General features: G+C 64.3%; 14 protein-coding genes and 2 tRNA genes. 8 read left to right on the top strand and 8 right to left on the bottom strand.

The window, feature by feature from the left end; genetic code table 11:
- The first annotated feature begins 55 nt into the window (after positions 1-55).
- Positions 56-343 (top strand): hypothetical protein, encoded by a 288-nt coding sequence (locus D9X30_RS12575; protein WP_153947534.1) that lies wholly within the window; start codon positions 56-58, stop codon positions 341-343.
- 75 nt (positions 344-418) lie between these two features.
- The gene (locus D9X30_RS12570) at positions 419-682 is read left to right on the top strand and encodes a hypothetical protein (protein ID WP_153947533.1); all 264 of its coding nucleotides are present in this window, start codon (positions 419-421) and stop codon (positions 680-682) included.
- 246 nt (positions 683-928) lie between these two features.
- Here the strand turns inward: D9X30_RS12570 and D9X30_RS12565 are convergent.
- The 4 genes from D9X30_RS12565 to D9X30_RS12550 all read right to left on the bottom strand — a co-directional run bounded on the left by D9X30_RS12565 (position 929) and on the right by D9X30_RS12550 (position 2,113).
- Positions 929-1,005, bottom strand: a tRNA-Met gene (locus tag D9X30_RS12565).
- 126 nt (positions 1,006-1,131) lie between these two features.
- On the bottom strand, positions 1,132-1,377 hold the full coding sequence (locus D9X30_RS12560; protein WP_153947532.1) for a hypothetical protein: 246 nt from the start codon (positions 1,375-1,377) through the stop codon (positions 1,132-1,134).
- 188 nt (positions 1,378-1,565) lie between these two features.
- A complete protein-coding gene (locus D9X30_RS12555; RefSeq protein ID WP_153947531.1) occupies positions 1,566-1,844 on the bottom strand; it encodes a hypothetical protein in 279 nt (92 codons plus the stop codon).
- A gap of 192 nt (positions 1,845-2,036) precedes the next feature.
- Positions 2,037-2,113 (bottom strand) — tRNA-Arg (locus tag D9X30_RS12550).
- 124 nt (positions 2,114-2,237) lie between these two features.
- Here D9X30_RS12550 and greB point away from each other — a divergent pair.
- Positions 2,238-2,795 carry a transcription elongation factor GreB gene (greB, locus tag D9X30_RS12545; RefSeq protein ID WP_153947530.1) on the top strand — a complete coding sequence of 186 codons (558 nt, stop codon included), beginning with the start codon at positions 2,238-2,240 and terminating at the stop codon, positions 2,793-2,795.
- A gap of 51 nt (positions 2,796-2,846) precedes the next feature.
- On the opposite strand, the gene D9X30_RS12540 is transcribed toward greB, so the two are convergent.
- From D9X30_RS12540 to D9X30_RS12525, 4 genes are all read right to left on the bottom strand, one after another.
- Complete coding sequence (locus tag D9X30_RS12540) at positions 2,847-5,270, bottom strand: RelA/SpoT family protein (protein ID WP_249640948.1); 2,424 nt, start codon at positions 5,268-5,270, stop codon at positions 2,847-2,849.
- Positions 5,271-5,583: 313 nt separating this feature from the next.
- Positions 5,584-5,787 carry a DNA-directed RNA polymerase subunit omega gene (gene rpoZ, locus D9X30_RS12535; protein ID WP_092594707.1) on the bottom strand — a complete coding sequence of 68 codons (204 nt, stop codon included), beginning with the start codon at positions 5,785-5,787 and terminating at the stop codon, positions 5,584-5,586.
- Between the two features lie 85 nt (positions 5,788-5,872).
- Positions 5,873-6,523 (bottom strand): guanylate kinase, encoded by a 651-nt coding sequence (gene gmk / locus D9X30_RS12530; RefSeq protein ID WP_153947529.1) that lies wholly within the window; start codon positions 6,521-6,523, stop codon positions 5,873-5,875.
- A gap of 4 nt (positions 6,524-6,527) precedes the next feature.
- Positions 6,528-7,463, bottom strand: a complete 936-nt coding sequence (locus D9X30_RS12525) for a YicC/YloC family endoribonuclease (RefSeq protein WP_153947528.1) — start codon at positions 7,461-7,463, stop codon at positions 6,528-6,530.
- 222 nt (positions 7,464-7,685) lie between these two features.
- Here D9X30_RS12525 and D9X30_RS12520 point away from each other — a divergent pair, with 222 nt between their 5' ends.
- The 5 genes from D9X30_RS12520 to hemW all read left to right on the top strand — a co-directional run bounded on the left by D9X30_RS12520 (position 7,686) and on the right by hemW (position 12,398).
- Positions 7,686-8,774 carry a serine/threonine protein kinase gene (locus D9X30_RS12520; protein ID WP_153947527.1) on the top strand — a complete coding sequence of 363 codons (1,089 nt, stop codon included), beginning with the start codon at positions 7,686-7,688 and terminating at the stop codon, positions 8,772-8,774.
- A gap of 27 nt (positions 8,775-8,801) precedes the next feature.
- Complete coding sequence (locus D9X30_RS12515; protein WP_153947526.1) at positions 8,802-9,716, top strand: PP2C family protein-serine/threonine phosphatase; 915 nt, start codon at positions 8,802-8,804, stop codon at positions 9,714-9,716.
- A gap of 84 nt (positions 9,717-9,800) precedes the next feature.
- Positions 9,801-10,517 carry a ribonuclease PH gene (gene rph, locus D9X30_RS12510; RefSeq protein ID WP_153947525.1) on the top strand — a complete coding sequence of 239 codons (717 nt, stop codon included), beginning with the start codon at positions 9,801-9,803 and terminating at the stop codon, positions 10,515-10,517.
- Positions 10,518-10,536: 19 nt separating this feature from the next.
- On the top strand, positions 10,537-11,151 hold the full coding sequence (gene rdgB / locus D9X30_RS12505; RefSeq protein ID WP_153947524.1) for an RdgB/HAM1 family non-canonical purine NTP pyrophosphatase: 615 nt from the start codon (positions 10,537-10,539) through the stop codon (positions 11,149-11,151).
- Positions 11,148-12,398: a radical SAM family heme chaperone HemW gene (gene hemW, locus D9X30_RS12500; RefSeq protein WP_153947523.1), complete on the top strand. Its 1,251-nt coding sequence runs from the start codon at positions 11,148-11,150 to the stop codon at positions 12,396-12,398. Before rdgB ends, hemW begins: the two co-directional genes overlap by 4 nt.
- The last annotated feature ends 52 nt before the right edge of the window (positions 12,399-12,450 follow it).

The following is a 12,450-nucleotide window of genomic DNA, read 5'->3' as shown; positions in this document are numbered from 1 at the left end:
TATCCGTGTAAGCTGTGGTCTCAGTTCCGCATCGCCAACGAGAAGAGCAGCATTCATGACCAAGCGATTTCTTGCTGCCATGCGTCAATACGTGTGGTTCAAGGGGGTAAAGCATCATGTGGTCCAGGGCGTCGAGGCCCTGGCCGACCTGCTGAAATCCCCCTCTGTCGCGGCCCGTGCAGTGGCCGCCATCGTGTCCGAAACCGAACACGGCGTGCAGGTATGGGTATCGTATTTCGGCAAGCCGATGGATCCGCACACGAACTACGTGCTGTGGCCTTCGCGCGTGCTGAAGCCGGCCCGACGACGCATCGCACCGCCGCAGTTGCCCCCGCGGCATTGATCCGCCTGACCGGCATCGGTCCGGACGTGCCGGCATTCCTATTTCAGTGTTTTCGTTGTTCGCCAAGGAGCCACCATGCCCGAACCGCAACATGATGAAGCACTGGTCAACAGCTTTCTGGAGCGCGTGTCGGCCCTGTCCGTCAGTGCTTTCGATGGCGCCGACGTGAATCAGGAACTGACGCAGCTGATGAACGAGGCCGCACGCGCATGCGGCGGCGGCGGCAACCTTGCCGTACTGACGTCCCGACTCAAGGCCCGCGCCGAAGCCGCAGAACGCGAAGGCCAGCCGCAGGTACGCGATACGTTCCAACGCGCCGCCTCGCTGATCAAGGCCTGATCCCCTGCCCCTGACAAACAACGCCCCCGCCAGCCGCATGGCTCGCGGGGGCGTGGCTCGTCCGCAGACGTCGCATCATCCAACGCGCAAAAGACGAGCGCACGCTGCCTCGCGCCGGATGCGGTGCACGGAATAAAAAAGCGGAACAAAAAGGGAAACGGGAAGCGAACAGCAGGAGGGGGGAAACAGCGGAAACGCAGAGAAAAACAAAAGGGCTACACATCATGTGTAGCCCTCTCGAGTATCTGGTTGCGGGGGCAGGATTTGAACCTGCGACCTTCGGGTTATGAGCCCGACGAGCTGCCAGACTGCTCCACCCCGCGTCTGAAGAAAAAGATTATGCAGCAATTTGGGGCGCGTGGCAAGCGTTTCATGCACCAGCACGAAGAAAAGGCCTCCAACATCGTGGAGGCCTCTGTTCATCACCACGCATCCTTCGATGACAACGCCTATGCGCGACGTCGCAACGGCTTCACGTTGTCACCTTCCAGGCCCTTCACGGCCTGCGCGACATAGCGGTTCACATGATCGAGCGCTTCGAGTTTGGTATCGAACGGCTGACGCGGAAACGGATTGTGACGCGCCATCAGAACTTCGCCATCCTCGCGACGAATGATCTCGATCATGATGGCCCACTTGTCCTTGGGCAGCATGATCACTTCGTAGACGATCTTTAATCCTTCGTATTCGGGCATGGCGCGCTCCTGGTTTTCTACTGCTGGCGCGCACCGCGGCGCGCCTCAGTACCAGACTAGGAGCCATCCCCCGATCCACGAATGACCTGGATCAAGTCAAAACCAATGAGGCCGGAATCGGCCTGTGATACGCCATTGCACGTATCGCAAGGAACTTTGCGGCCAGGAACCGCCGGACAGGCCCAGCGCTATCGCGCCGGGACCACCAGCTTGTCGATCAGCGCATAGGCTGCGGCGAATGCCGCCACTTCGGCCGCATGGCGCGTGGCATAGACATGCGCGCCACTGGCAAGCCGCTCGGTGTCGCCGGCATCGGCCGGGTCCATGCCCTCCTGTGCCACACGGACTTCGTAGCCCCATGTCTGCGTATCGCCCACGCTGCCGGCGACAGCATCGTGCTGCGAGGTCACCAGTACGTATGCGTCCATGCCGCGATAGCCTTCCACGCGCCAGTCGTCCTGTTGCATGTGTTGCCTCCGTGAGTAGCGATCAGGATTGAAATTGGAGCCAGCCAGCGCGCAGGTGTTCCGGCCGACCATGCATACAGCATAGACAGCGAACGAGGCGCAAACGAAAACAAAGGGGGAAAGGAAGAAGCGGGAGGCGGAGGGGAATGAAAAAAGGGCTTCCGTCTCCGGAAGCCCTTCTCTCGTATAGGTTGGCGCGGCTGGCAGGATTCGAACCCACGACCCCTTGGTTCGTAGCCAAGTACTCTATCCAACTGAGCTACAGCCGCAACCGAGAAAAGAGATTATATAGAAGTTTTCAGTTTTGTGAACCCCCTTCGCGCATTTTTTTCATCGACCGGGGTCGATGAGCGCAACTTCCTATAATTGAAGCTTCATGAAGTGATCCGGAACATGAACAAGGCATTTGTCAAAGAGTCGTCCAACGATGACGACGACGATCTTCCCGAGGGCGCGACACCGCTGCCCGCCGGCACCAAGAACTACATCACCGCCGCCGGCTACAAGCGGCTGCGCGACGAATTGATGCACCTGATCGATGTGGACCGTCCAGATGTCGTCCAGATCGTGTCATGGGCCGCGTCCAATGGCGACCGCTCGGAAAACGGCGACTACCTCTACGGCAAGAAGCGCCTGCGCGAGATTGACCGGCGCATCCGCTTCCTGACACGGCGGCTGGACAAGGCCGAGGTGGTGGACCCATCGCTGCAGGGCGACAACGACCAGATTTTTTTCGGCGCCACGGTCACGTACGCGAACCAGTCAGGCGAAGAAACCACGATCACGATCGTCGGCATGGACGAGGTGGACCTGGACAGCAACCACGTCAGCTGGATTTCGCCGATCGCCAAGGCCCTGATCAAGGCGCGCGAAGGCGACACCGTGCCGCTGCGCACGCCGGCCGGCATCGAACAGATCGACATTCTGGAAGTGAAATACCCGGCGAAATAACCCGGAGGCGCCAGGACAACGATGCGGGCGTCGTTGCGCGGCCTCGGGTCTCTAACCGTCGTTCCGGTCGCGGAAGATGCGGATCACATCCGGATTCCGACGCAGTGCGCGCATGACGTTGGCCAGGTGCAGGCGGTTTTGCACCTGGATCACGAACTGCATGTACGTGGCTTCCTGGTGCCCCGCCACCTGCTGCTGCTCCATCGCCACATGGGCCACGTTGGCGTCGGCGGCGGTCAGGTCGGCGGCCACGCGCGCGACGATGCCTTTCACGTTGCGCACCATGACCTTGATCGACACATCGAAGGCACGCGTCGTCTTCTTGGCCCACATGACCTCGATCCAGTGCTCGGGGTCCTTGCTGTGCAGGCGCTTGGCCACCTTGCAGTCCTGCACGTGGATCTGCAGGCCTTCGCCCTTGCCCAGATAGCCAACGATCGAGTCGCCCGGGATCGGACGGCAGCACGCCGAGAAGATCATCGACATGCCTTCGTCGCCGGTGATCGGCACGGCCGGGGCTTCCTCGCCAGCGAATGTCTGCACCGCGGCCAGCAGCGCGCTGTCCACATCGCCAGACAGCTCCTGCAGCAGGATCTCCATGCGCCGGGCCACCACGGCCGGCACACGCCGACCCAGCGCCAGGTCGGCGAAGATGTCCTCGCGCACCTTGTTGCCGGTCCACTGAATCATGCGCTCCCACACCGACTGCGGCACCGCCTTCAGTTCGATGCCAAGCTGGCGCGCGGACTGGTCCAGCAGGCGCTCGCCCAGCTGGATGGCCTCGTCGAGCTTGGTGGTCTTGAGGTAGTGGCGGATCGCCGCGCGCGCCTTGCCGGTCCGCACGAACGCCAGCCAGGCCGGATTCGGCTTCGAGTACGGCGCCGTCACCACCTCGACGATATCGCCGCTCTTGAGCTCCGTGCGCAGGGGCAGCAGCTCGTTGTTGATCTTGACCGCCACGCACTGGTTGCCCAGGTCGCTGTGCACCGCGTACGCGAAGTCCAGCGCCGTGGCGCCACGCGGCAGCGCACGGATATGGCCTTTTGGCGTGAATACGTAGACGGCATCCGGGAACAGGTCGATCTTGACGTGCTCCAGGAATTCCTGCGAATCGCCGGTCTGACTCTGGATATCGAGCAGCGACTGCAGCCACTGGTGGGCCTGCTGCTGGATATCGTTGGCGTGGTCGGCCTGGTGCTTGTACATCCAGTGCGCCGCCACGCCGGCCTCGGCAATCTGGTGCATGCCGCGCGTGCGGATCTGGAACTCCACCGGCGTGCCGAACGGCCCTACCAGCGTCGTGTGCAGCGACTGGTAGCCGTTGATCTTCGGAATCGCGATGTAGTCCTTGAACTTGCCCGGCATCGGCTTGTACAGGCTGTGCAGCGCGCCCATCGCCATGTAGCAGTGCATCTGCGTTTCCACGACCACGCGGAACCCGTAGACGTCAAGCACCTGCGAGAACGACAGCTGCTTGTCATGCATCTTACGATAGATGCTGTACAGGGTCTTCTCGCGCCCTGACAGCTCGGCCACGATACCGGCGTCGCCGAGCGCGCCCTGCGCCGCCTCCAGGATGCGGCGAACCACCTCGCGGCGATTGCCGCGCGCGGCCTTGACGGCCTTCTCCAGCGTGGCGTAGCGGAACGGCGAGCCGACCTTGAACGACAGTTCCTGCAGCTCGCGGTAAATCGTGTTGAGACCCAGCCGGTGCGCGATGGGCGCGTAGATCTCCATCGTTTCCAGCGCGATCCGGCGCCGCTTCTCGGGCGGCACGAAATCGAGCGTGCGCATGTTGTGCGTGCGGTCGGCCAGCTTGACCAGAATCACCCGCACATCGCGCGCCATCGCAAGCAGCATCTTGCGGAAGCTTTCCGCCTGCGCCTGCTCGCGGCTCTGGAATTCGAGCTTGTCCAGCTTGGTCAGGCCATCGACCAGTTCCGCAACCTTCGGCCCGAACTTCTCGGCCAGCTCGCTCTTGGTGATGCCCTGGTCTTCCATCACGTCATGCAGCAGCGCCGCCATGATGGACTGCACGTCCAGCTTCCAGTCCGCGCACAGTTCGGCCACGGCCACCGGATGCGTGATGTACGGCTCGCCGCTCTGGCGGTACTGTCCCAGGTGCGCCTCGTCCGAGAACTGGAACGCCTCGCGCACCACCGCCTGGTCAGCCGGCTTCAGATAAGCCAGCTTCTCCATCAGCCGCGCGATCGAGATGACCTGCTGCCTTGGCGGCACCGCCGGCTGCGACGTCGGACCGAAGAAATGCCGGTATGACTGCGCCAGCACCGCATCGATGAACAGGTCGCCGCCCGGCGTGGCCGGCACGGTGCCAGCCACGGGTTCGGCTACCAGTTCATTGGCCAGGGCCGCGCGCGCCTTGCCCTGCTGGATCGGCGGGACGACGGCACGCTCGCCGACGACGTTGTCGCCGAGCGGATCGGGCAAATTGGGAGCACCGGTACGGGCTGTCACGGGAGGAATTCCGGGACGCTTACGGCCGGCAGGCGCGGAAGGCGCCGGAGGCAGGGATGTGGAAACCGGTACGACACCGGGCAGCGGTGCGCCGGGCGCCACAGGCGTGGCGACCGCACCGGCCGGAGCCGGCACGGCGCCAGGATGCTTCGCTGCCGGCAATGCACGCGAATGCCCGACCCCGGCGTTGGCCGGGGGAGCAATGGCGGGATCGGTCGGCGACGAAGGCATGGCAGCCCCTGGAATTCAACCGGATGCGCGGCGGGATGCGTACGCACGCGAAGCATGAATGAACCACGGGCCGCCCTGGCAATCAGGTCGGTACCTTCTTGAGCATCTCGATACCCACCTGGCCAGTCGCGATTTCGCGCAGCGCCACCACGGTGGGCTTGTCCTTCGCCTCAACCTTGGGCGTATGGCCTTGCACGAGCTGACGTGCCCGGTAAGTCGCGGCGAGCGCGAGCTCGAAGCGGTTCGGGATGTGTTTCAGACAATCTTCGACGGTAATACGCGCCATATCAAATCCACCTTGGGATAAAACCTGTTCGACAGGCCGGTATTTTACAGCACGCCGCCGGAACCTTCCGGCGACGGGCCTGCAATCAATGAATGCCGAGCTCGATAAACAGCTCGGCGTGACGGGCCTTCTGCGACGAAAAGCGCAAACGGGTCGCGTGAACGACGTTCTGGAGCTGCTTCAGCGCGTCTTCGAAAACCTCGTTGATGATCACGTAATCGGACTCCGAAGCATGGGCCATTTCGCTACCGGCCGCCAGCAGGCGCCGCACGATCACGTTCGGCTCGTCCTGGCCCCGCTTCTTGAGGCGGTCTTCCAGGGCGGTCAGCGACGGCGGCAGGATGAAAATCTCCACGGCGTTGGAAAAACGCTTGTGGACCTGCTGCGCGCCCTGCCAGTCGATCTCCAGCAGCACGTCGTTGCCCTGGGCCATCTGCTGCTCGATCCAGACGCGCGACGTGGCGTAGTAGTTGCCATGCACTTCGGCCCATTCCAGGAATTCGCCGCGATCGCGCGCGGCGCGGAATTCCTCGACCGTGGTGAAGTGGTACTCGCGACCGCTCTGCTCGCCGGGGCGCGGCTTGCGGGTGGTGTGCGAGATCGACAGGCGGATGGACTGGTCCTGTGCCAGCAGCGCATTGACCAGCGTGGATTTGCCGGCCCCTGACGGTGCCACCACCATGAACAGGTTGCCGGGATAGGCGGTATCGATGGCGGTGTGGGTGGTGTCGCTCATGATCTTATTCGAGGTTTTGAATCTGTTCGCGCATCTGCTCGATCAGGAGCTTCAGCTCCATCGACGCATCGGCAAGTTCCTTGGCAGCGGCCTTCGAGCCCAGCGTGTTGGCCTCGCGGTTGAGCTCCTGCATCATGAAATCCAGACGCTTGCCGACCTGGCCGCCCTTCTTCAGGATATGCCGCGTTTCGTTGAGGTGGGCCTGCAGGCGCGACAGCTCTTCGGCGATGTCGATGCGGATGCCGTAGACCGTGGCTTCCTGGCGGATACGCTCGGCCACTTCTTCGCGGCTCATCGACGGCATGCCGTTCGGCGCGGCCAGGTTGAAGGCCTCCTGCAGGCGCTCGGTCAGCTTTTCCTGATGGTGGGCGATCAGCTGGGGGATCATCGGCGTCAGCCGCTCGACGATGGCCAGCATGGCGTCGATACGCTCCTCCAGCGTGGCCTTGAGCGCGGCGCCCTCGCGGCCGCGGGCCTCCAGCAGTTGCTTCAGGGCGTCGCGCGCGGCACCGGTCACGGCTTCGCGCAGGGCTTCCTGCGACAGTTCGGGTTCCACCAGCACGCCCGGCCAGCGCAGGATCTCGCCCATGCGCATGGTGCCCGCGCCGGCAAAGGTGCCGGCCACGGTGGATTCCAGCGCGCGGATCTGGTCCAGCAGGCCCTGGTTCAGCGCCAGCGTGGCGCCGCCGGTGTCGGTGCGCTGCAGGTTGATACGGCATTCGAGCTTGCCGCGCGACAGCTCGCCCATCAGCATTTCACGCAGCGCCGGCTCGAAGGCCCGGCACTCTTCCGGGGCACGGAACAACAGGTCGAGAAAACGCGAATTGACAGTGCGGAATTCCACGGAAACCGAAGCCGTGCGGCCGCTGGGTTCGCCCTGGGCGTTGGTCAGCGGTGCCTGGCGGGTGGCCAGGCCATAGCCTGTCATGCTGTGGATCATCGTCGTTAATCTCGCGAAAGAGTCGAAAAATCAAGATTCGGCACGAAAACCGGGGCCGGCGGCCCGGCCAGCGCGGCCGTACAGGCGCTAAAACGCCCGAAAAATCAATGGGAAAGCGGCGGTCGGAAAGCGCGGAGTTTTGGCAACACTCCCCGCTAATGATTTCTTTACAAGTGACCGATTAGACCGGAGAATCCGGGAGCAAATGAGGTCCCGAATCCTATGACAGAGTCCAAGGGCGCCAACCAACCCAAGAGCGCGCCGCTCCCTATCGGCACGCTGCTTGCCAACTACCGTATTGTAAAGAAGTTGGCCAGCGGGGGGTTCAGTTTCGTCTACCTCGCCACCGACGAGACCGGCGCCCCGGTTGCCATCAAGGAATACCTGCCGTCTTCGCTGGCGCGCCGCAATCCCGGCGAACTGATTCCGGTCGTCCCCGACGAAAATGCCGCCTCGTTTCGCCTTGGCCTGAAGTATTTCTTCGAGGAAGGCCGCTCGCTGGCGCGTATTTCGCACCCCAGCGTGGTTCGCGTGGTGAACTTCTTCCGCGAGAACTCCACGGTCTACATGGTGATGAACTACGAGCTGGGCAAGACGCTGCAGGAGCATATCCTGCAGGCCCGGCAGCAAGGCAAGTCGAAGGTGCTGCGCGAACGGTTCATCCGCAAGGTCTTCCACGACCTCATGAGCGGCCTGCGCGAAGTGCATATTCACAAACTGCTGCACCTGGACATCAAGCCCGGCAACATCTATCTGCGCGAGGACGAATCGCCGATCCTGCTCGATTTCGGTGCGGCGCGGCAGATCCTGACCATGGAAAACGCGCGCTTCCAGCCGATGTACACCCCCGGCTTCGCGGCGCCCGAACTCTATGGCAAGCATTCCGAACTGGGCCCGTGGACTGACATCTACAGCCTGGGCGCCACGCTGTACGCGTGCATGGCCGGCATGCCGCCGCAGGAGGCCAACCAGCGCGAGAAGGAAGACCGCATGGCCGAATCCTTCACGCGGCTGCGCGCCACCTACACCAATGGCCTGGTCGACCTGGTCGAGTGGTGCCTGCGCCTGACGCCGTCCGAACGGCCGCAGAGCGTGTTCCGGCTTCAGAAGGAGCTGCGCGACCAGAGCAATGCGCTGGGCGAGCAATCGGCCGCCGCGGCGGCCAGCGCCCCGGCGGCGACGACCGGCGAACGCGTCAATGCCACCAGCCGCTTCATGACGCTGCTGCGGCGTCGCGAAGACAAGAGCATCGACAAGCCGACCGCCGCCAAGCCCGTTCACGCCGAAGAAACCGGCCGAAGCGGCGACTAACGCACGAACCCGACACGAATTACCGCAATGCGATTCTCCGTCTATCAGGAAAGCCGGAAAGGCGGCCGCCGGATCAACCAGGACCGCATGGGCTATTGCTTCACACGCGATGCCCTGCTCATGGTGCTGGCCGATGGCCTGGGCGGCCATGCCTTTGGCGAAGTCGCGGCGCAGCAGGCGCTGCAGACGCTGGCACGCCAGTTCCAGTCGCAGGCCCGCCCGTCGATCCGCAACCCCGCAGACTTCCTGCAGGACACGGTCATGCTGGCGCACCGCGAGATCCATCGCTACGCCGAAGCCAACAAGCTGCCCGATGTGCCCCGCACCACGGTGGTCTGCTGCCTGATCCAGAACGGCCAGATCCACTGGGCCCACGCCGGGGATTCGCGCTTCTACCTGATGCGCAAGGCCGCACTGCTGACCCGCACACGCGACCACTCGAAGATCGAGAACCTGCTTCAGCAGGAACGGGTGCTGCCCATGGAAGTGGCCAACCACCCGGAGCGCAACAAGCTCTACAACTGCCTCGGGTCGCCCAACCTGCCGCTGATCGATATCGGCGGCCCGGTGCGGCTGGAGCCGGGCGATGTGGCGCTGCTGTGCTCGGACGGCCTGTGGGGCGTGCTGGACGAAAAGGTCATCGTCGACAAGGTGACCCACCTGTCGGTCGTCCACGCCATCCCGGACCTGATCGAGCAGGCCCTGGCCAACGCCGGCGAAGGTGCCGACAACACCACAGCCATTGCCATGATGTGGGAGGCGGACGCCACCGTGCCCAACGAGGACGCGGTGCTCACCGACACGCTGCCGCTGAACGCGTTTACCACGTCGATCCTGGAACGTACCGGCACCGACACCGACCTGCTGTCCGAGGAAGAAATCGAGCGCTCGATCGCGGAGATCCGCGCGGCCATCGACAAGACCTCGAACCTGATGCGCTGACACGCCAGGCAGCCCGCAAGGACGCAAGATCGCCCCGCCGGCGTTAGAATCGCGGTCTTACCCGATTCCAACGAAAGATTCCCCATGCGACCCAGCGGACGCGCGGCCGACGCGCTGCGACCCATCAGCCTGACCCGTCACTACACCCGCCACGCCGAAGGTTCGGTACTGAGTGCCTTTGGCGATACCAAGGTGCTGTGCACGGCCAGCGTGCTGGCCAAGGTGCCGCCGCACAAGAAGGGCAGCGGCGAAGGCTGGGTCACCGCCGAATACGGCATGCTGCCGCGCGCCACGCATACGCGGTCGGACCGCGAGGCCGCACGCGGCAAGCAGACCGGCCGCACCCAGGAAATCCAGCGCCTGATCGGCCGGGCCATGCGCTCGGTGTTCGATCTGTCCGCGCTTGGCGAATATACGATCCATCTTGATTGCGACGTGCTGCAGGCCGACGGCGGCACGCGCACGGCCGCCATCACCGGCGCCTTCGTGGCCGCCCATGACGCCATCGGCACCATGCTGCGCAGCGGCGCGATCCCGGCCAGCCCGATCCGCGACTTCGTGGCCGCGGTATCGGTCGGCATGGTCGATGGCGTGCCGGTGCTGGACCTCGATTATGCCGAGGACAGCACCTGCGACACCGACATGAACGTGGTGATGACCGGCAGCGGCGGTTTTGTCGAAGTCCAGGGCACGGCCGAGGGCGCGCCGTTCAGCCGCGCCGACCTCGACGCCATGACGCGCCTGGCCGAAGCCGGCATCGCCGAACTGGTGCGCCACCAGAAGCAGGCGCTTGGGCTCTGACGCGCGGGAGGGAATGACGATGCAACGCCTGGTCCTGGCCTCCAACAACGCCGGCAAGGTGCGCGAATTCAGCGCGCTGCTGTCGCCGCTCGGATTCGACGTCGTGCCGCAGGGCGAGCTGGGCATTCCGGAAGCCGAGGAGCCGTTCGTCACCTTCGTCGAAAACGCGCTGGCCAAGGCCCGCCATGCCAGCCGCCTGTCGGGCATGCCGGCGCTGGCCGACGACTCGGGCATCTGCGTGGACGCCCTCGATGGCGCGCCCGGCGTCTATTCGGCCCGCTACGCGCAGATGGTCGGCAAGCCGAAGTCCGATGCCGCCAACAACGCGCACCTGATTTCGCAACTGGCGGGCAAGCTGAACCGCCACGCCCACTATTACTGCGTGCTGGTGCTGGTGCGCCATGCCGACGATCCGCGTCCGATCATCGCCGAAGGCACGTGGGCGGGTGAAGTGGTGGACGCCCCGCGCGGCGCGGGCGGCTTTGGTTATGACCCGCACTTCCTGCTGCCCCGGATCGGCAAGACGGCCGCCGAACTGAGCGCGGACGAGAAGAACAGCATCAGCCATCGCGCGCTGGCCCTGCAAGGGCTGGTGGCACGGTTGCAGGCCGCCAGTCTCAGGGTAGGCGCATGATCCCGATCATCCCTGCCGGCAGCGGCAAGCCGGCTGACGTGTCGCCGGCCGGCAACCAGCAGCTCTGGCTCAAACCGGGCCAGATCGCCCTGCCCGGCTCGCCGCCGCTGTCGCTGTATGTCCATATCCCCTGGTGCGTGCGCAAATGTCCGTACTGCGATTTCAACTCGCATGCGGCACCGGGCAAGAACGACAGTCACGACATCCCCGAGGACATGTATCTCGATGCGCTGCGCGCCGACCTGGAGCAGTCGCTGCCGCTCGTGTGGGGCCGCCCGGTGCATACGGTGTTCATCGGCGGCGGCACGCCGAGCCTGCTGTCGGCGGCGGGCATGGACCGCCTGCTGTCCGACATCCGCGCGCTGCTGCCGCTCGATGCCGACGCCGAGATCACGATGGAAGCCAACCCGGGCACGTTCGAGGCCGAACGCTTCGCGAGCTACCGGGCCAGCGGCATCAACCGGCTGTCGATCGGCATCCAGAGCTTTGACGACCGGCACCTGCAGGCGCTGGGGCGTATCCACGGCGAGCGTGAAGCGCGGGCGGCCATCGACATCGCGCTGAAGCACTTCGACAACGTCAATCTGGACCTGATGTACGCCCTGCCCGGCCAGACCATCGACGAATGCGTGCGCGATCTCGAAGCCGCGCTGTCCTATGGCACCACGCACCTGTCGCTGTACCACCTGACGCTGGAGCCCAACACGCTGTTCGCGAAGTATCCGCCGGCCCTGCCGGACGAGGACATCGCCTACGAGATGCAGGACATCATCGAGGCCCGCACGGCACAGGCGGGTTTTCGCCATTACGAAACGTCGGCCTATGCCCGCCCGCATCGCGAGGCCAGGCACAACCTCAATTACTGGCGTTTCGGTGATTACCTGGGGATCGGCGCCGGCGCGCACGGCAAGCTGTCGTTTCCGAACCGTATCCTGCGCCAGATGCGCCACAAGCATCCGGCCACCTATATGGAACAGGCCATGGCCGGCAACGCCGTGCAGGAAGCCCGCGAAGTTGGCGCGGACGAACTGCCGTTCGAGTTCATGCTCAACGCGCTGCGGCTGACCGACGGCGTGCCGGCATCGAGCTTCCACGACTACACCGGCCTGCCCCTGCACACGATCGGCAAGCAACTGGCCGCGGCGGAGAAAAAGGGGCTGCTCGAAGCAGACCCCACGACGATCAAGCCGACCGAACTGGGCCGCCGGTTCCTCAATGACCTGCAGGAGATGTTCCTGAAGGATTGAGCCGGCATGGCTCATGGTCGTTCGACGAAGTCGAATCCAAAGCGAAAGCGCC

Source organism: Cupriavidus sp. U2 (assembly GCF_009663685.2).
In the GTDB taxonomy this organism is placed as follows: Bacteria; Pseudomonadota; Gammaproteobacteria; order Burkholderiales; family Burkholderiaceae; genus Cupriavidus; species Cupriavidus necator_C.
Note: the sequence above shows the minus strand (reverse complement) of the source record. Positions and strands in the feature narration are given on the sequence as shown.

Coding starts and splice junctions, on each gene's coding strand:
- D9X30_RS12560 (WP_153947532.1), bottom strand. CDS start 1,377: ATGCCCGAATACGAAGGATTAAAGATCGTCTACGAAGTGATCATGCTG.
- D9X30_RS12525 (WP_153947528.1), bottom strand. CDS start 7,463: ATGATCCACAGCATGACAGGCTATGGCCTGGCCACCCGCCAGGCACCG.
- rph (WP_153947525.1), top strand. CDS start 9,801: ATGCGACCCAGCGGACGCGCGGCCGACGCGCTGCGACCCATCAGCCTG.
- D9X30_RS12520 (WP_153947527.1), top strand. CDS start 7,686: ATGACAGAGTCCAAGGGCGCCAACCAACCCAAGAGCGCGCCGCTCCCT.
- greB (WP_153947530.1), top strand. CDS start 2,238: ATGAACAAGGCATTTGTCAAAGAGTCGTCCAACGATGACGACGACGAT.
- D9X30_RS12555 (WP_153947531.1), bottom strand. CDS start 1,844: ATGCAACAGGACGACTGGCGCGTGGAAGGCTATCGCGGCATGGACGCA.
- D9X30_RS12515 (WP_153947526.1), top strand. CDS start 8,802: ATGCGATTCTCCGTCTATCAGGAAAGCCGGAAAGGCGGCCGCCGGATC.
- D9X30_RS12575 (WP_153947534.1), top strand. CDS start 56: ATGACCAAGCGATTTCTTGCTGCCATGCGTCAATACGTGTGGTTCAAG.
- rdgB (WP_153947524.1), top strand. CDS start 10,537: ATGCAACGCCTGGTCCTGGCCTCCAACAACGCCGGCAAGGTGCGCGAA.
- rpoZ (WP_092594707.1), bottom strand. CDS start 5,787: ATGGCGCGTATTACCGTCGAAGATTGTCTGAAACACATCCCGAACCGC.
- D9X30_RS12570 (WP_153947533.1), top strand. CDS start 419: ATGCCCGAACCGCAACATGATGAAGCACTGGTCAACAGCTTTCTGGAG.
- gmk (WP_153947529.1), bottom strand. CDS start 6,523: ATGAGCGACACCACCCACACCGCCATCGATACCGCCTATCCCGGCAAC.
- hemW (WP_153947523.1), top strand. CDS start 11,148: ATGATCCCGATCATCCCTGCCGGCAGCGGCAAGCCGGCTGACGTGTCG.